The sequence below is a fragment of the Pseudomonas sp. SD17-1 genome (assembly GCF_029201585.1).
GTDB lineage: Bacteria > Pseudomonadota > Gammaproteobacteria > Pseudomonadales > Pseudomonadaceae > Aquipseudomonas > Aquipseudomonas palmensis.
Genome location: NZ_CP104044.1, coordinates 257,157 through 274,687 on the forward strand (window position 1 = coordinate 257,157; position 17,531 = coordinate 274,687).

Annotated in this window: 17 protein-coding genes; 6 read left to right on the top strand and 11 right to left on the bottom strand. The window is 67.1% G+C overall.

The genetic code is table 11. From position 1 onward, the window contains the following. Positions 1–7: 7 nt before the first annotated feature. Positions 8–574 (top strand): ADP compounds hydrolase NudE, encoded by a 567-nt coding sequence (gene nudE / locus N0B28_RS01185; protein ID WP_043861645.1) that lies wholly within the window; start codon positions 8–10, stop codon positions 572–574. Further along, positions 571–1,398: a 3'(2'),5'-bisphosphate nucleotidase CysQ gene (cysQ, locus tag N0B28_RS01190; protein ID WP_275729926.1), complete on the top strand. Its 828-nt coding sequence runs from the start codon at positions 571–573 to the stop codon at positions 1,396–1,398. Before nudE ends, cysQ begins: the two co-directional genes overlap by 4 nt. On the opposite strand, the gene N0B28_RS01195 is transcribed toward cysQ, so the two are convergent. From N0B28_RS01195 to N0B28_RS01245, 11 genes are all read right to left on the bottom strand, one after another. After that, the gene (locus tag N0B28_RS01195; RefSeq protein WP_043861647.1) at positions 1,387–1,839 is read right to left on the bottom strand and encodes a YiiD C-terminal domain-containing protein; all 453 of its coding nucleotides are present in this window, start codon (positions 1,837–1,839) and stop codon (positions 1,387–1,389) included. The two genes, cysQ and N0B28_RS01195, sit on opposite strands and share 12 nt — an antisense overlap. Beyond that, positions 1,839–3,251, bottom strand: a complete 1,413-nt coding sequence (locus tag N0B28_RS01200; protein ID WP_043861648.1) for a sigma-54 dependent transcriptional regulator — start codon at positions 3,249–3,251, stop codon at positions 1,839–1,841. Before N0B28_RS01200 ends, N0B28_RS01195 begins: the two co-directional genes overlap by 1 nt. After that, positions 3,248–5,062: an ATP-binding protein gene (locus N0B28_RS01205; protein ID WP_081315192.1), complete on the bottom strand. Its 1,815-nt coding sequence runs from the start codon at positions 5,060–5,062 to the stop codon at positions 3,248–3,250. Before N0B28_RS01205 ends, N0B28_RS01200 begins: the two co-directional genes overlap by 4 nt. Before the next feature lie 144 nt (positions 5,063–5,206). Next, positions 5,207–6,067, bottom strand: a complete 861-nt coding sequence (gene rfbD, locus N0B28_RS01210; protein WP_100632952.1) for a dTDP-4-dehydrorhamnose reductase — start codon at positions 6,065–6,067, stop codon at positions 5,207–5,209. Beyond that, positions 6,064–6,609 (bottom strand): dTDP-4-dehydrorhamnose 3,5-epimerase, encoded by a 546-nt coding sequence (gene rfbC, locus N0B28_RS01215; RefSeq protein WP_043861650.1) that lies wholly within the window; start codon positions 6,607–6,609, stop codon positions 6,064–6,066. Before rfbC ends, rfbD begins: the two co-directional genes overlap by 4 nt. Then, a complete protein-coding gene (gene rfbA / locus N0B28_RS01220) occupies positions 6,600–7,481 on the bottom strand; it encodes a glucose-1-phosphate thymidylyltransferase RfbA (protein WP_054915924.1) in 882 nt (293 codons plus the stop codon). The genes rfbC and rfbA overlap by 10 nt, the downstream gene beginning before the upstream one ends. Continuing rightward, positions 7,478–8,560, bottom strand: a complete 1,083-nt coding sequence (rfbB, locus tag N0B28_RS01225; RefSeq protein WP_043861652.1) for a dTDP-glucose 4,6-dehydratase — start codon at positions 8,558–8,560, stop codon at positions 7,478–7,480. Before rfbB ends, rfbA begins: the two co-directional genes overlap by 4 nt. Before the next feature lie 124 nt (positions 8,561–8,684). Further along, positions 8,685–9,362 (bottom strand): metallophosphoesterase family protein, encoded by a 678-nt coding sequence (locus N0B28_RS01230; RefSeq protein WP_043861653.1) that lies wholly within the window; start codon positions 9,360–9,362, stop codon positions 8,685–8,687. Next, positions 9,343–10,320 (bottom strand): ATP-grasp domain-containing protein, encoded by a 978-nt coding sequence (locus N0B28_RS01235; RefSeq protein ID WP_054915926.1) that lies wholly within the window; start codon positions 10,318–10,320, stop codon positions 9,343–9,345. The genes N0B28_RS01230 and N0B28_RS01235 overlap by 20 nt, the downstream gene beginning before the upstream one ends. Continuing rightward, a complete protein-coding gene (locus N0B28_RS01240; RefSeq protein ID WP_157811418.1) occupies positions 10,317–11,201 on the bottom strand; it encodes an NAD(P)-dependent oxidoreductase in 885 nt (294 codons plus the stop codon). The genes N0B28_RS01235 and N0B28_RS01240 overlap by 4 nt, the downstream gene beginning before the upstream one ends. Next, positions 11,198–11,887 (bottom strand): WbqC family protein, encoded by a 690-nt coding sequence (locus tag N0B28_RS01245; protein ID WP_100632951.1) that lies wholly within the window; start codon positions 11,885–11,887, stop codon positions 11,198–11,200. Before N0B28_RS01245 ends, N0B28_RS01240 begins: the two co-directional genes overlap by 4 nt. 134 nt (positions 11,888–12,021) lie before the next feature. Between N0B28_RS01245 and N0B28_RS01250 the strand changes: the two genes are divergently transcribed. The 4 genes from N0B28_RS01250 to N0B28_RS01265 all read left to right on the top strand — a co-directional run bounded on the left by N0B28_RS01250 (position 12,022) and on the right by N0B28_RS01265 (position 17,478). Further along, positions 12,022–14,907: an aminotransferase gene (locus tag N0B28_RS01250; protein WP_275729941.1), complete on the top strand. Its 2,886-nt coding sequence runs from the start codon at positions 12,022–12,024 to the stop codon at positions 14,905–14,907. Between the two features lie 198 nt (positions 14,908–15,105). Next, entirely contained in the window at positions 15,106–15,984 is an 879-nt protein-coding gene (aguB, locus tag N0B28_RS01255) for an N-carbamoylputrescine amidase (protein WP_043861659.1), read from the top strand. Positions 15,985–15,986: 2 nt separating this feature from the next. Further along, complete coding sequence (gene aguA, locus N0B28_RS01260) at positions 15,987–17,093, top strand: agmatine deiminase (protein ID WP_054915931.1); 1,107 nt, start codon at positions 15,987–15,989, stop codon at positions 17,091–17,093. Positions 17,094–17,277: 184 nt separating this feature from the next. Then, positions 17,278–17,478, top strand: coding sequence for a hypothetical protein (locus N0B28_RS01265; protein WP_078481589.1), 201 nt, complete (start codon positions 17,278–17,280; stop codon positions 17,476–17,478). Positions 17,479–17,531 lie beyond the last annotated feature (53 nt).

A 17,531-nucleotide genomic window follows, 5' to 3' on the forward strand; every position in this document is an offset into this window, starting at 1 on the left:
CCCCCTCATGCGCCAGAAACCCACTGTCCTCAGCCGCGAAATTGTTGCAAGCAGCCGCCTGTTCCGTGTCGAAGCGGTCGAGCTGCGCTTCAGCAACGGCACCGAACGTACCTATGAACGCCTGGTCGGGCGCGGTAACGGCTATGGCGCGGTGATGATCGTGGCGATGCTCGATGCCGAGCACGCGGTGCTGGTGGAGGAATACTGCGGCGGCACCGACGAATACGAGCTGTCGCTGCCCAAGGGCCTGATCGAGCCCGGTGAAGACGTGCTGGCGGCGGCCAACCGTGAACTCAAGGAAGAGGCCGGCTTCGGCGCCCGGCAGCTGGAACACCTGACCGAGCTGTCGCTGTCGCCCGGCTACATGAGCCAGAAGATCCAGGTGGTGCTGGCCACCGACCTGTTCGAAGAGCGCCTGGAGGGCGACGAGCCCGAGCCGATGCGTGTCGACAAGGTCAACCTGCGCGAGCTCTCGGCCCTGGCCCAGCATCCGCAGTTCTCCGAAGGGCGGGCGCTGGCGGCGCTGTACCTGGTGCGTGACCTGCTGACCCAGCGCGGCGTGTTCGGCGCATGAACGACCGCGAACTGATGCAGCAGGTGGTGCAGCTGACCCGGCAGGCGGGCGCTGCCATCCTGCCGTTCTGGCGTGCGGACGTGGCCGTGCAGACCAAGCTCGATGCCTCGCCGGTGACCGCAGCCGATATCGCCGCCCACGACGTGATCGCCGCCGGCCTGCAGCGGCTGGCGCCCCATATCCCGGTGCTGTCCGAGGAAGACTGCGACATCGGCCTGGCCGAGCGCCAACAGTGGCAGCGCTGGTGGCTGGTGGACCCGCTGGACGGCACCAAGGAGTTCATCGCCGGCAGCGAAGAGTTCACCGTCAACATCGCCCTGATCGAACAGGGCCGGGTGGTATTCGGCGTGGTCGGGGTGCCCACCACGGGGCGTTGCTACTACGGTGGCCAGGGCCTTGGCGCCTGGCACGTAGACCCGCACGCGCCGGCAGCGCCGATCAGCGTGCGTGCGGCGCCGCCTGCCGGCACCCCGTTCACCGTGGTCGCCAGCCGCCGCCACAGCAGCCCCGAGCAGGAGCGCCTGCTGGCCGGCCTGAGTGCGGCGGTGGGTGAGCTGGAGCTGACCTCCGTGGGCAGCTCGCTCAAGTTCTGTCTGCTCGCCGAAGGCGCCGCCGACTGCTACCCGCGCCTGGCGCCGACCTCGCAGTGGGACACCGCCGCCGCCCAGGGCGTGCTCGAAGGCGCCGGCGGCGAAGTGCTGGGCCTGGACGGCCAGCCGTTCGCCTACCCATCCCGCGAAAGCCTGCTCAATCCTTTCTTCCTTGCCCTGCCAGCCGCAGCGCCGTGGCGCGCCAGCCTGCTCGCGCTCGCCTCAGCGGTGTAGCACGTACTGCCCGCCGAACTGCACGGCGGGCGTTTCACTGCCTTCGTTGAACACCTGGGTGTGCAGGGTCAGGCGCGCGCGGCCGTAGCGCTGGTAGGTGGCCACGAAGCGCTCCCAGACCTTGGCCTCGGGCGCCGCGCACACCGCCACGCCGGCGCCGGTGACCGGCAGCGGGTAGCTGATCTGGCCTTCCTGGATGACGATATGCCCGTCGCCGATGCCCGCCTCGCGCAGGCGCAGGTGCAGCCAGCCCCAGCCTGCCAGCACGGCCGCGCAATACAGGCTGCCGCCGAACATGGTGCTCTTGTGGTTGACGTTGGCCGCCAGCGGCAATTGCAGGCGCAGCCGCTGGTGCTGCCAGTCGAGCACCTGCAGGCCCATCTCGCGGGTCAGCGGGATGTCGGCGTGCAGCACGTCCTGCAGGTAATGGCTCGGGTTCATCAGCGGTTGTCCTCGGTGTCGTCGGTGCCACTGGCATTGCTGTCGGCAAAGCTCAGGCCGTGTTTGCGCAGCTTGTCGTGCAGGGTCTTGCGCGGCACGCCGAGGGCTTCGGCCAGGCTGCGCATCGAGCTGTGCGGGCGGGTCAGTTCGGCGGCGATCAGCGAGCGTTCGAACTGCTCGACCTGGTCGCTGAGGTTGCCGCTGCCCGGCGCTGCCTGCGCCTGATCGACCGGGCCAGGGCTGTCGCCGTCCAGGGCCAGCTCCAGGCCCAGGGCGAAGCGCTCGGCGGCGTTCTGCAGCTCGCGCACGTTGCCCGGCCACGCATGGCGCAGCAGCGTCGCACGTTGCGCCGGTTGCAGCACGTGGGGGGGCAGGCCGTGGCGTTCGCTGGCGGCGTCGGCAAAGTGCTGGAACAGCATCAGCACATCGTCGCCGCGCTCGCGCAGGGGGGGGATGCGCAGCGGCGCGACGTTGAGGCGGTAATACAGGTCGGCGCGAAAACGCCCCTGGTCGGCAGCCTGGCGCAGGTCTTCCTTGGTGGCGGCGATGATGCGGATATCCAGCGGGATCAGCTGGTTGCCCCCCAGGCGCTCGACCACCCGCTCCTGCAGCAGGCGCAGCAGCTTGACCTGTACATCCAGGCTCATGCTCTCGATTTCATCGAGAAACAGCGTGCCGCCATTGGCGAATTCGAACTTGCCGATGCGCCGCTTCTGCGCCCCGGTAAAGGCGCCGGGCTCGTGGCCGAACAGCTCGCTCTCGACCACCGATTCGGCCAGGGCACCGGCGTTGATCGCCACGAACGGGCCGTCGCGCCGGCTCGACAGGTCGTGCAGCGCGCGCGCCACCACCTCCTTGCCGGCGCCGGTCTCGCCCAGTATCAGTACATCGGCGCGGGTGCCGGCCAGCGCGCCGATCTGCTCGCGCAGCCGGGCCATCGGGGTCGACTGGCCCACCAGGCGCGTGCTCAGTTGCTGGCGATCGCTCAGGGCCAGGCGCAGGCTGCGGTTGTCCAGCACCAGGCGGCGCAGCGCCAGGCCGCGGCGCACGCTGTCGAGCAGGGCGTCGCTGGCGAAGGGCTTTTCGAGAAAGTCGTAGGCCCCGGCGCGCATCGCCTGCACCGCCAGCGGCACGTCGCCGTGGCCAGTGATCAGCAGCACCGGCAGGTCCGGGTCCTGGGCATGCAGTTGTTCGAGCAGTTGCAGGCCGTCGATGCCGGGCATGCGGATATCGCTCACCACCACCCCGGGCCAGTCGCTTTCCAGGCGCGCGGCCAGGCCCTGGGCGTCGCTCAGGGGCAGCACGCGCAGGCCGGCGAGGTCCAGGGTCTGGCTCAGGGCCTGACGCAGGTGCGGGTCGTCATCGACCAGGACGACCTGGGTGCGGCTGTCGATCAGTGTGTCGGTCGTCATGCCGAGGAGTCCTCCGAGGTTTGAAGCGCGGCGCCGGGGGTGGCCACGCGCAGTTGCAGGGTCAGCAGCGCACCGCCTTCCGGGTGGTTGGCCAGCACCAGCTCACCGCCCAGCGCGTTGATCAGCGTATCGCAGATCGCCAGGCCCAGGCCCAGGCCCTGGGTGCGCGTCTTGGTGGTGAAGAACGGCTCGCGTGCGCGCAGCAGGGCCTGGCTGCTGAAGCCCGGGCCGTTGTCGCGAATGGTCAGGTAGACGCTGCCTTCGCGGCGTTCGGCACTTAGCCAGAGCTTGCGCGGGTTGGCCTTTTCGGTCAGCGCGTCGAGGGCGTTGGCCAGCAGGTTGCCCAGTACCTGGCGCAGGCGGGTTTCGCCGGCCTGCACCCACAGGGTGGCCTCGGGCAGGTCGCGCACCAGCTCCACCGCCATCGCCCGGCGCCGCTTGGCCAGCAGGGCCAGGGCGTCGTCCAGTGCCGGCTGCAGCGCCACGCTTTCCGGCGCATGCCGGTCACGCCGGGCGAAGGCGCGCAGGTGGGCGATGATCGAGGCCATGCGCCCGGTCAGTTCGCTGATCAGCTTGAGGTTGCTGCGCGCATCGTCGGTGCGCTGGTGGTCGAGCAGGATCTCGGCGTTCTCGGCGTAGCTGCGGATCGCCGCCAGCGGCTGGTTGAGCTCATGGCTGATGCTTGCCGACATGGTGCCCAGCACCGACAGCTTGCCGGCCTGCACCAGCTCGTCCTGGGCGCGCACCAGTTCCTGCTGGGCCTGCTCGCGCTCCAGTACTTCGGTCTTGAGGCGGCTGTTGAGGCCTTCGAGGGCGGCGGTGCGTTCGGCCACGCGCAGCTCCAGCTCCTGGCGGGCGCGGGCCTCGAAGTCGAGGCGGTCCATGTAGTTGCGCCGGCGCTGCATCACCAGCCCGAGCAGCAGCATCACCACCAGCAGGGTGGCGGCGCCGATGAACAGCACCGTGCTCACCGAGCGGTCGACCAGGGTGCGCGGGGCCAGGATGCTGACCTGCCAGCCGGTCTCGGGGATGGCCTGGGTCTGGGTCAGCCAGGCATCGGGGTTGAGCCTGAGGGGCTTGGGCGTGGTGGTGGGGTAGGGCTGGATCGCCACGATCGCGTCGCGCTCGGCCTCGCTGAGCGGGCGCGTGGCGCGAAAGCGCCAGTCGGGGCGCGAGGTGAGGATCACCACGCCGTTGTGGTCGGTCACCAGCAGTTGCTCGGGGGTCTTGCCCCACAGGGTTTCGGTGTGGTCCAGGTCGATCTTGGCCACCAGTACGCCGATCACCTGGTCGCCGTCGCGCACTGCTGCGGCGAAGAAGTAGCCGCGCTTGGCCGAGGTGGTGCCCTGGCCGAAGAAACGCCCCAGCCGGCCCTGCATGGCTTCGCTGAAGTAGGGGCGGAACGAGAAGTTGCGCCCGGCAAAGTTGTCGTGCTTGTTCCAGTTGGAGGCCGCCAGGGTGTTGCCGTTGACGTCCATCAGGTACATCACCTCGGCGCCGGTCTGCGCGCAGATGTCGTCGAGCAGGCGGTTGGCGTTGGTCAGGGTCTCGAGGCGTATCGGGTCGGCCAGCACCGCACGCAATGCCGGCAGGTCACCGAGGATCTGCGGCAGGGTCTCGTAGCGGTGCAGGGTGCCCAGCAGGTTGGCCACGTACAGGTCCAGGGTCTGGCGGTTCTGGCTGGCCAGTTCCTCCTGGTAGTAGTGCTCGGCCAGACGTTGCAGCGGCCACAGCAGCGGCGCCAGGCACAGCGCCAGGAGGGCCAGGCTGCGCCAGCGCGGACGGCGGGGGAGGGTCGGGGTCATGGTCATCGCAAACCGGGCTTTGGTGGGGGGCCGCGTTGCAGCCCATCGCGGGTCAAGCCCGCTCCCACAAGGTCATTGATTATCCCGTGGGAGCGGGCTTGACCCGCGATGGCGTCGCAAAGGGCGCAGAAACGTTGGGCGCATTATGCGCTACTTCAGGCACTCGATCAGCGCTTGACGCCAGTCTGGCTGCTCCACCTGCCACTGCTGGCGCAGGCGGCCGCAATCCAGGCGCGAGTTCAGTGGGCGCTGCGCCGGGGTCGGGTATTCGCTGGACGGGATCGGCAGCAGCTGCGCGCAGGGCCTGCCCTGAGCCTTCAGATGCTCGCCGATGGCCTGGGCGAAACCGAACCAGGAGGTCTGGCCCTGCGCGGTCATGTGGTAGGTGCCCCACGCACCCGCCTGCCCGGCCTGCCAGCGCTGGATCAACGCCAGGGTGCTGGCGGCCAGGCTACCGGCCCAGGTCGGTGCACCGATCTGGTCGGCGACCACGCGCAGCTGCGGTTTTTCCTGCAGCAGACGCTGCATGGTCAGCAGAAAATTGCGCCCGTGCAACGAGTACACCCAGCTGGTGCGCAGTGTCAGGTGCGCGCCGCCCACGGCATGGATGGCCTGCTCGCCAGCCAGCTTGCTGCGTCCGTACACGCTCAGGGGGTTGGGCGCGTCGTTTTCGGTGTAGGGCGTGGCCTTGCTGCCGTCGAACACGTAGTCGGTGGAGTAGTGCAGCAGCGGTACGCCCAGCCGTGCGGCCTCCTCGGCAAGTACGCCGGGTGCAGTGGCGTTGATGGCGAAGGCCAGCGCAGGTTCGTTTTCGGCCTGGTCGACTGCGGTATAGGCGGCGGCGTTCACCAGCAGGTCGGGGCTCAGCTCGCGTACTACCTGGCGGATGCGTTCGGACTCGGCCAGGTCGAGCTGTTCGCGGCCCAGTACATGCACCTGGCCCAACCCGGCCAGGCGCTGCTGCAGGGCCTGGGCGAGCTGGCCATTGCGCCCGGTGATGAGGATTTTCATGGGAACAGGTCGGCGTCCTTGAGCAACTGGCCGACCTGATCCTTGGCCGACAGCTGCGGCGGTGCGTCCAGTTGCCAGTCGATGGCCAGCTGCGGGTCGTCCCAGCGAATGCAGCGCTCGGCGCTCGGGTTGTAGTAGTCGGTGGTCTTGTACAGGAACTCGGCGCTGTCGCTGAGCACCCGAAAACCGTGGGCAAACCCCTGGGGGATCCACACCTGCCGGTGGTTGGCGGCCGACAGGTGTACCGCCACCCATTGCCCGAAGGTCGGCGAGCTGCGGCGGATATCCACCGCCACGTCCAGCACCTCGCCCTGGGTCACGCGCACCAGCTTGCCCTGGGGGTTGTGCACCTGATAGTGCAGGCCGCGCAGCACGCCGCGAAGCGAGCGCGAATGATTGTCCTGCACGAACTGTGCATCGATGCCGGTTGCGGCCCTGAAGGCCTGGGCGTTGAAGCTCTCGTAGAAGAACCCGCGGTCATCGCCGAACACCCTGGGTTCGAGGATCAGCACGTCCGGTAGCGCGGTGGCGATCACTTCCATTGCTGGTCTCCGGTCAGGCCGTACAGGTACTGGCCGTAGCCGGTCTTGCCGAAGGCCTTGGCCCGCTCCAGCAGACGCTCCTGGCAGATCCAGCCCTGCTGGAAGGCGATCTCTTCAAGGCAGGCGACCTTCAGGCCCTGGCGATGCTCGATGGTCTGCACGTACTGCGAGGCCTCCAGCAGGCTGTCGTGGGTGCCGGTGTCGAGCCAGGCGAAGCCACGCCCGAAGCGCTCCACGCGCAGGTCGCCACGGCGCAGGTAGGCATTGTTGACATCGGTGATCTCAAGCTCCCCACGCGGCGAAGGCTTGATGTCGCGGGCGATGCGCACCACGTCGTTGTCGTAGAAGTACAGGCCGGTGACCGCGTAGCTGGACCTGGGCTGCGCGGGCTTTTCTTCGATCGACAGGGCGTTGCCTGCCGCGTCGAACTCGATCACGCCGAAACGCTCCGGGTCCTTGACCCAGTAGCCGAACACCGTTGCGCCGCTGGAGTGGGCGGCGGCGCGCAGCAGTTGCTCGGTGAAACGCTGGCCGTGGAACACGTTGTCGCCCAGGATCAGGCACACCGAGTCGTCACCGATGAACGATTCGCCGATCAGGAACGCCTGGGCCAGGCCGTCGGGCGAGGGCTGCTCTGCATACTCGAAGTGCACCCCGAACTGGCTGCCGTCGCCCAGCAGCTGACGAAAGTGTGGCAGGTCGTGAGGGGTGGAGATGATCAGGATCTCGCGGATGCCGGCCAGCATCAGCACCGAGATCGGGTAGTAGATCATCGGCTTGTCGTATACCGGCAGCAGCTGTTTGGAAATGCCCAGGGTGATGGGGTGCAGGCGCGTGCCGGAGCCGCCTGCCAGTACGATGCCTTTGGTCATGCAATCAGGTCCTTGAAATCGCTGTTGCCCAGGCGCTGGCCCTGGTAGCTGCCGTCCTGCACATGGCGGCACCATTCCAGGTTATCCAGATACCACTGCACGGTCTTGCGCAGGCCGGTGGCGAAGGTTTCTTCAGGGCGCCAGCCCAGCTCGCGCTCGATCTTGCCGGCGTCGATGGCGTAGCGCAGGTCGTGGCCGGGGCGGTCCTGCACGAAGGTGATCAGGTCGGCATAGCGCGCCACGCCCGCCGGGTGTGCGGGGGCCAGCTCTTCAAGCAGTGCGCAGATGGCGTGCACCACCTCGAGGTTGGTCTGCTCGTTGTGCCCGCCGATGTTGTAGGTCTGGCCCACCTCACCTGCGGTGACCACCTTGAGCAGGGCGCGGGCATGGTCCTCGACGAACAGCCAGTCGCGCACCTGCTGGCCGTTGCCGTACACCGGCAGCGGCTTGCCCGCCAGGGCGTTGAGGATCACCAGCGGGATGAGTTTTTCCGGGAAGTGGTACGGCCCGTAGTTGTTCGAGCAGTTGGTCAGCAGCACCGGCAGCCCGTAGGTGCGCTGCCAGGCGCGCACCAGGTGGTCGGACGCGGCCTTGCTCGCCGAGTAGGGCGAACTGGGTGCGTAGGGGGTGGTTTCGGTGAACAGGTCGTCGACCCCATGCAGGTCGCCATACACCTCGTCGGTGGACACGTGATGGAAGCGAAACGCCTCGCGCTCGGCGGCCGGCAGCGTGCCCCAATAGGCGCGGGTGGCTTCGAGCAGGCTGTAGGTGCCGACGATGTTGGTCTGGATGAACGCCGCTGGCCCGTCGATGGAGCGGTCGACATGCGACTCGGCTGCCAGGTGCATGATCGCCTGGGGCCGGAAGCGCTCCAGCACCGCGCTCACCGTGGCCTGGTCGACGATATCGGCCTGCACGAACTCGTAGCGGGTGTTGCTGGCGATGCTGTGCAGCGACTCCAGGTTGCCGGCGTAGGTCAGCTTGTCCAGGTTGAGCACGTGGTGGTCGGTGTGCTCGATCAGGTGGCGGACCAGCGCCGAACCGATGAAGCCGGCACCGCCGGTGATGAGTATGCGCATGTCGAATGGCCTTTGGTGCAGCGGGTGGTGTTCAGGTGGCTCGTAGCTTGTCGCCAGGCGCCGGCCGGTGCAAGGGCAACGCAGCGCTGGCCGACGTCAGGCTATCGGCCGAATGCCCGCGTAGTTAATAGTGGCTGATCCTGCCGCCGATCTGCGCGCCGAGGGGCAGGTTGTCGGAAAAGTACGCGGTGAACCCGGCGTCGCTCATCGCCTGCTGCATGCGCGGGATGTCGTAGGCCACACGGTGCAGGGTGAACTGGCCGGCGTGCCAGGTGGCGAAGGCCGCACGCGGGTCGCCGTCGCGTGGCTGGCCGACCGAGCCGGGGTTGCAGTAGACCTTGCCGCGGCCCTGCCAGAGCATCTGCACATGGGTGTGGCCCGAGGCGAAGTGCGTGCCGGGCAGCGCCTCGAAATACGCCTGCGAGGGGCGCAGGTACTCTTCGATGGGGTCGTTCCAGCCGCCGTGCACCAGCTCGATGCCGTGTTGCCGGCCGCGTGCGGGCAATGCCGCGAGCCATGCCGCGTTGGCGGCCGTGAGGATGCCCTTCTGGTAGTCCAGGCAGGCGTTGGCACTGTTGGAGCGTGGGCAGGGCGTGTTGCTCGACAGGTACCAGTCGTGGTTGCCCATCAGGCTGAAGATGCCGCGTTCGCGCAGCGCGTCGCAGCACTCGTTGATCTGGCAGTAGTACCCGGCCGTGTCGCCCAGGCAGATGATCTGCGACACGCCCAGGCGCTCCAGCTCGTCGAGCACCGCCGAGAGTGCGACGAAGTTGCCGTGGATATCAGAAATGATCCCGATCATGGACCACGAGCTCCTCGATGTAGCGCACCGCGAACCCCGGTCGGATCTCGGGGGTGGGGGGCGCCTTGCGGTTCAGGAAGAAGTCCAGGCACATGGCCGCCTCGTTGTAGCCGAAGGCCCGGCGCATGGAGCTGGTGGAGGAGATACGCGGGTTGATCTCCAGCAGTTTCCAGCTGCCGTCGGCATCGCGGCGAAACTGCAGGTTGGTCGGGCCCACGGGCCTGAAGTGTGCACACAGGCGCGCCACCACTTCATCCAGCGAAGCCTCCTGGCGCACCCAGGCCTTGGCGGTTGAACCGTCGGCGGCCAGCTTGCGCTGCAGGGTGATCGACCCGAAGCTGCCGCCTTCGCCATCGCCGAACACCGCCACGGTGAACTCCTGCTCGGCGCTGCCGATGATCGGTTGGGCCATCAGCACCTCGCCCAGCAGGTGCGCATGGGGTTCGAAGTCGCTGGCGCTTTGTACCCACACCAGGCCCTTGGAGGCATAACTGCGACGAGGCTTGAGCAGGAAGGGCAGGCCCAGGGTCCGGACCAGCTCGGCGAAACTGCCCGACAGGTAGCTGGGGATTCGCGCCGGCTCGTCGGCGGCGGCCAGCGCCTGGTCCATTGCCCACTTGTCGCGGGACAGATCGATCAGCGCTCGGCTGTTGAGCACCACGCCACAGCCCAGTTGCGCCACCTGTTCACGGTGGTCCGAGAACCAGTGCAGGTCCTGCTCGATGCCAGGTATCACCAGGTCGACCGCGTGCTGCCTGACCACCCGTTCGAGCCACGCCGGGTAGTCGGCGCTGGCGGTCAGGGGCGCCTGCGCGAAGGCGTCGCACCAGGCCCTGCCGGCAGCATCGTCGTAGATATCGGTGCCTACCAGCACCACGGCCGGGTCGCTGGCACGCAACGACTTGAGCAGGCCGTAGCCCATGATGGCGCCCACGCCGGTAACCATGACCGTGCTCATGCCGTGCGCTCCCGGTGCTGTCGGATCATTTCGAAACCCATATGGATATTCACCTGTGGCATGAAGTCGATGGCGGCGTGCAACGCCGGGTCGAGCAGCTGCGCTGGCAGGTCGGGCACATCCGGCTTGTCGCGCAGAAAGCGCACCTGGCCCTGCTGGCCGAAGGCGGACAACGCGGCCTGGGCGATTTCGCTCAGTGCAGGGCTGTCGGGGTGGACGCAGTTGAACAGCCCGGTGGTCGTGGTGGCGGCCACACGGGTGCAGATCTGCACCAGGTCGTCCAGGTGCAGGTAGTTGCGCCGCGCGTCGTTGTTGCCGAACAGGCTGATGTCGTTACCGGCCTGGGCCTGGTCGGCGAAGGCATACAGCAGCGGCTGATGGGTGCGGCAGGCACCGGCGGCGTCATACACCTGGCTGGGGCGCAGGATGGTCAGGGCGATGCCGTGCGCGCTGCAGAACAGGCTGGCGAGCTCCTCGGAGTGGCGTTTGGATAGCGAGTAGATGCTGTAGTGAGGGTCGCCCGGGACGTGGCTGGCAAACACCGACGAAATCAGTATCAGGTGCCTGGCCCCGCTGCGTTGTGCCAGTTGGCAGGCGGCCAGCGTGCCGACCGCGTTGACCTGCTCGGCGCGGATCAGGTCGTCGATGCCGGGGCCGCCAAAGTCGGCGGCGGCCAGTACCACCACGTCGAACGGCGGCACGCTGGCTGGTACGCGGTCGGGCTGGCTCAGGTCGAAGAACACGTCGGCATCACGCCGCCCTGCGGTCTGCACCGGGCCCAGTTGCGCCAGGCCGTGGGCGATGGCCTGGCCGATCACGGAGGTGCTGCCGATGACCAGGCTGCCGAGAGGTGGACGTGGGGTGGAAGTGTCGCGGGTCATCGTGGGGCATACCTCATGTAGTGCGCGGCGCGGGGCCCGCAGTTGAACAGCAGGTCGAGAATGCTGACCGCGTGACTGAATTCGCCCCATTGCTGTGGATAGGTGGGATAGCCGTCATAGTCGAACCAGCTGAGCTCGATGGCGCTGTCGGCGAACTGGCGTTCATCAAGGTAGTCCCTGGCTGCCGGCCCGGACACATAGTGCGTGGCTCCGGCCTGCTGGCACAGATCGACCAGACGTTCGGTCTTGCCTTCGCCCAGGGTGTAGTCCCACGAGCGGGTGATGCGCGTGGTGATGCCCAGGTAGTCGCACACGGCCTGTATCAGCAGCACGTTGAGCTCGCTCAGGTTGCGGTGCTGGCGGTCCAGGTACAGCGGTTGCAGCCATGCGGCCACTTCGTGCCAGCAAGGCGCCTTGGCGTAGTTGGCCACCAGGCTCTTCCAGTGCTTGGCCTGCCAGTTGCCCGGGGCCAGCTCGACGTCGCGGATGCGCCGGTTGATGTTCTGCCCGGTCGGGATGGTCAGCCACTCCAGGCCGTTGGGGGTCTTGATGCGGTTGCGGTTGCGCCAGTCGTTCTTGGTGTACTGCATGTCGTCGTAGACGATGAACTCGTCCACGGCCGCAATCAGGTCGAAGTACCCCTTCCAGGGAATGTAGTTGGATTGGAGGATGGCAACCTGCTTCAAGCGTCTGTCCCGGGGTTGGAGGGCGAAATCGACGGCGGGTCAGAATACGTTCAATTCTTTCCCTTCGTCACTCCCCTTGCTTATCGGCAGCAGCGGTGGCGATATAAGCGACAAAAAAAATCGAGGCCTTCTCCATGTCGCTGAACACCCTCATTCACCGCGCCAGCCTGCCATGCCCCGATCTCGACCCGGCCCAGGCGGCGCAGCTGCTGCAGGCGCATTACGGGCTGCAAGGCACGCTGCAGCCGCTGGGCAGCCAGCAGGACCTGAACTTTCGCGTCGATACGCCCCACGGGCGCTTCGTGCTCAAGGTCTGCCATGGCGACTATGCGCAGCAGGAGCTTGAAGCCCAGCATGCGGCGCTGGAGCACCTGCACCGTCAGGGTGTGCCGGTACCGACCGTTCGTCGTGCCAACGGTGGCGAGCCGCTGCTGGCACTGACGATCGACGGCCAGCCGGTGCGCGCCCGTGTGCTCACCTACATCGAGGGCCAGACCCTGACCCGCCTGCCGTACATGGCGCCGCGCCTGATGCACGCGCTGGGGGCGCTGTGTGCACGGGTCGACCTGGCGCTGGCGGACTTCACCCACCCCGGGCTGGAGCGCACCCTGCAATGGGACCCGCGCCATGCCCAGGCGGTGATCGCCCACCTGCTCCCGGTGCTGGCCGACGGGCCGCGCAAGGTGCGGGTGCAGGCCATTGCCGAGCAGGCCCGCGTGGCGCTAGAGCCGTTGCTGGCGCAGCTGCCGATGCAGGCGGTGCACCTGGACATTACCGATGACAACGCCGTGTGGCAGCGCGATGGCGCACGCGAGTGGCAGTTGCAGGGGGTGATCGATTTCGGCGACCTGCTGCACACCTGGCGCATCGCCGACCTGTCGGTGACCTGCGCGGCGCTGCTGCATCATGTCGACGGCGACCCGTTGCGCATCCTGCCGGCCATCGCTGCCTATCATGCGCTCAACCCGCTGCACGAAGCCGAGCTGCGAGCGCTATGGCCGATGATCGTGGCGCGCGCGGCGGTGCTGGTGCTCAGTGGCGAGCAGCAGGTGGGCGTCGACCCCGGCAACAGCTACAGCCGCGACAACCTGGCCCATGAGTGGGAGATCTTCGAGGTGGCAGCCGGTGTGCCGTTTGCATTGATGGAGGCGGCGATCATGCAACTGGCCGGCCTTGCGCCCGCGCCGCTGCCGGCCACCGGCATGCTGCTGCCGGGGTTGCGCGACCAGGCTGTGGCGCGGGTCGATCTTGGCGTGCTGAGCGAGCACTTCAGCACCGGCAACTGGCAGCAGCCCGGCATCGACCAGCACCTGCTGCGTACCCATGCGGCCCCGGCCAGCACGTTGTATGCCCAGTACCGCCTGTCGCAGACCCATATCGACAACCCGCTGGAACCGCACACCTGTGCGCTGCACGTGGAGCTGCACCTGCCCGTGGACAGTGCGCTGGTGGCGCCGTTTGCCGGCACCTGGCGCCACGGCGAGCAGGGCTGGGCGTGCCTTGAAGGGGACGCTTCCAGCCTGTGGCTGCGCGGGGTGGTGCAAAGCCCCGCATCGGGCGCGGTCATCGCCCAGGGCGAGCCGCTGGGGCACGCCACCGAGCTCGAGGTGCAGCTGTGCCGCGTGGCCGGCCTGCAACCACCGAACTTCGTCGCGCCTTCGCGCGCGCTGGCCTGGCAGGCGCTGTGCCCTTCGCCGGCTGCGCTGCTGGGCTTTGACTGCGACGCCGCGCCACTGCCCGACCCGCATGCCCTGCTGGCGCGTCGCGACGCCAGCTTCGCGCGCTCGCAGAAGCACTACTACCAGCAGCCGCCACATATCGAGCGCGGCTGGCGCAACTACCTGATCGACATGCAGGGGCGCTCGTACCTGGACATGCTCAACAACGTCGCGGTGCTGGGCCATGGGCACCCGCGCATGGTGAGCGAGTCGGCGCGCCAGTGGTCGCTGCTCAACACCAACTCGCGCTTTCACTATGCGGCCATCGCCGAGTTTTCCGAGCGCCTGCTGGCGCTGGCGCCGCCGGGGATGGACCGGGTGTTCCTGGTCAACAGCGGCACCGAGGCCAACGACCTGGCGATCCGCCTGGCGTGGGCGGCCAGCGGCGGGCGCGACATGCTCAGCGTGCTGGAGGCGTACCACGGCTGGTCGGTGGCCACCGATGCCATCTCGACCTCCATCGCCGACAACCCGCAGGCATTGAGCACTCGGCCCGACTGGGTGCACCCGGTGACCGCACCGAACACCTACCGCGGCAAGTACCGTGGGCAGGACACCACCGCCGACTATGTGCGCGATGTCGACGAACGCCTGGCCGAGATCGGCGAGCGTCAGCTGGCGGGGTTCATCTGCGAGCCGGTGTACGGCAATGCCGGTGGCATCCCGTTGCCGGCGGGGTATCTGCAGCAGGTGTATGCCAGGGTGCGCGCGCGGGGCGGGGTATGCATCGCCGACGAGGTGCAGGTGGGCTATGGGCGGCTGGGCGAGTACTTCTGGGGCTTCGAGCAGCAGGGTGTGGTGCCGGACATCATCACCATGGCCAAGGGCATGGGCAACGGCCAGCCGCTGGGCGCGGTGATCACCCGGCGCGAGATCGCCGAGGCGCTGGAGGCCGAGGGTTACTTCTTCTCGTCGGCCGGTGGCAGCCCGGTGAGCTGCCGTATCGGCATGGCAGTGCTGGACGTGATGGAAGAGGAGGGCCTGTGGGACAACGCGCGCGAGGTGGGTGGGTACTTCAAGGCGCGTCTGCAGGCGCTTGTCGATAAGTATCCGCTGGCGGGTGCGGTGCATGGGTCGGGGTTCTACCTGGGCCTGGAGCTGGTGCGCAATGCCGTCAGCCTGGAGCCGGCCACCGAAGAGACGGCGGCGTTGTGCGAGCGTCTGCGCGAGCTGGGCATCTTCATGCAGCCGACCGGTGACTACCTGAACATCCTCAAGATCAAGCCGCCCATGTGCACTACGCGGGCGAGCGTGGATTTCTTTGTGGACAGTGTGGAGCGGGTGTTGACGCAGGGGGTGTAGCGGCGGAGTCGGGAGGGCGCTGTCCTGCATTCGCTGGCTTGCCAGCGAAGCAGTCAACGAACCCTCCCTTGTGTCGATTAATATCGATTAATAATCGGGCGAACCTGAGAGATTTAATTATTTTTGGCTTTTAAAGCCGATATTTATCGTCTATAAAGTGCTCATCGTCTTCCCTTGTACCTTCCCAAGGAGGTTCCCATGAGCCGTACCGTCACCGTCGCCGCCACCCAGATGGCTTGTTCCTGGGACCGCCAGGCAAATCTCGCCACCGCCGAAAAACTGGTGCGCGAAGCCGCCGCCAAGGGCGCGCAGATCATCCTGATCCAGGAACTGTTCGAAACCCCGTACTTCTGCCAGAAGCCCAACGCGGACTACCTGCAACTGGCTACGCCCACCGAAACCAACGCCGCCATCGCGCACTTCCAGACGCTCGCCAGGGAGCTGCAGGTGGTGCTGCCCATCAGCTACTACGAGCTGGCCGGCCGCGCCCGCTTCAACAGCATCGCGATCATCGACGCCGACGGCAGCAACCTGGGCGTGTACCGCAAGAGCCACATCCCCGACGGCCCCGGCTACCACGAGAAGTACTACTTCAACCCCGGCGACACCGGCTTCAAGGTGTGGCAGACCCGCTACGCCAAGATCGGCGTGGGCATCTGCTGGGACCAGTGGTTCCCCGAGTGCGCCCGCAGCATGGCGCTGCTGGGCGCGGAGATTTTGTTCTACCCCACCGCCATCGGCAGCGAACCGCACGATGCCAATATCCTCTCCCGCGAGCACTGGCAGCGTGTGCAGCAGGGGCACGCCGGCGCCAACCTGATGCCGCTGGTGGCCAGCAACCGCATCGGCCGCGAAGAACAGGACGGCTACGCCATCACCTTCTACGGCTCGTCGTTCATCGCCAACCAGTTCGGCGAAAAGGTCGAGGAACTGGACCAGACCGAAGAGGGCGTGCTGGTGCACAGCTTTGACCTGGACAAACTGGAACACGTGCGCAGCGCCTGGGGCACCTTCCGTGACCGCCGTCCGAACCTGTATGGTGCGATCAAAACCCTCGACGGTTCACTGGAATCCTGACCATGAAGACCCTGAACACTACCCCGCGCGCCGACGGCTTCCACATGCCTGCCGAGTGGGCACCGCAAACCCAGGTATGGATGCTGTGGCCCGAGCGCCCGGACAACTGGCGCCTGGGCGGCAAGCCGGCCCAGGCCGCCCACGTGGCGGTGGCCAAGGCCATCGCGCGTTTCGAGCCGGTCACCGTGGGTGTGTCGGCCGGCCAGTACGAAAACGCCAGTGCGCAACTGGACATGCCCAACATCCGTGTGGTGGAAATCAGCAACGACGACGCCTGGGTGCGTGACACCGGCCCGACCTTCGTGATCAACGACAGCGGCGAAGTGCGCGGCGTGCACTGGGGCTTCAACAGCTGGGGCGGCTTCGAGGGCGGCCTGTACGCGCCGTGGAACCGCGACGAACAGGTGGCGGCCAAGGTGCTGGAAATGGAGCGCTGCCAGCGTTACCGCACCGAGGGCTTCGTGCTCGAAGGCGGCTCGATTCACGTGGATGGGGAAGGCACCCTGATCACCACCGAGGAGTGTCTGCTCAACCACAACCGCAACCCGCACCTGAATCGCGAGCAGATCGAGGCGATCCTGCGCGATCAACTGGCGGTGGACACCATCGTGTGGCTGCCCGAGGGCCTGTACAACGACGAAACCGACGGGCATGTGGACAACTTCTGTTGTTACGTTCGCCCGGGCGAAGTGTTACTGGCCTGGACCGATGATTCGCAAGACCCCAACTACGCACGCTGCCGCGCCGCCCTGGCGGTGCTGCAAAGCCAGCGCGATGCCAAGGGCCGTGAATTCGTGGTGCACAAGATGCCGATCCCGGGCCCGTTGTACGCTACCGAAGAGGAGTGCGCCGGGGTCGATCTGGTGGCCGGCAGCCAGGAGCGCAACCCGTCGGTACGCCTGGCCGGTTCCTACGTGAACTTCCTGATCGTCAACGGCGGGATCATCGCGCCGAGCTTCGACGACCCCGCCGATGCCGAGGCCAGAGCGGTCCTGGCGCGTCTGTTCCCCGATCACGAAGTGGTCATGGTGCCGGGCCGCGAGCTGTTGCTGGGCGGTGGCAACATCCATTGCCTGACCCAGCAGCAACCCGCCCCTGCCAAGCGCTGAGAGCGGCCTGGCAAATCAAGCCCGTCATCGACGGGCTTTTTTTTGCCTGCGCGATGGCCGGCGACGCAACTGGCACACCTCTTGTATTCGTTTTGCCTTGTATTTCAAGCAAGTACGACGGCGCAGTTCTGTCACAAAGTTTGATTAAGGTAGCCGCTCACACTTCTGGGGAGTACGTGTGGAAATGAATGCGACAAGTGAACCGGTTTCGCACCCGTCGGTGGTGAACCTCGAGGCGCTTGAGGCAGTGGCGCAGTGGTTGAAACACCATGGAACCCTCCGGGTCAGGAAGACCGATCCACGACGTGCACTGGTGGAACGTTATCCACAGGGGTTGATCACCGAGGCAGAGCTCGATGCGCTGCTGGGGGTGTGCTACCGCTGAACTGGAAAGGGCGCCACCGATTGCGGTGGTGCCCTTTTTTGTGGAGGCTGTAC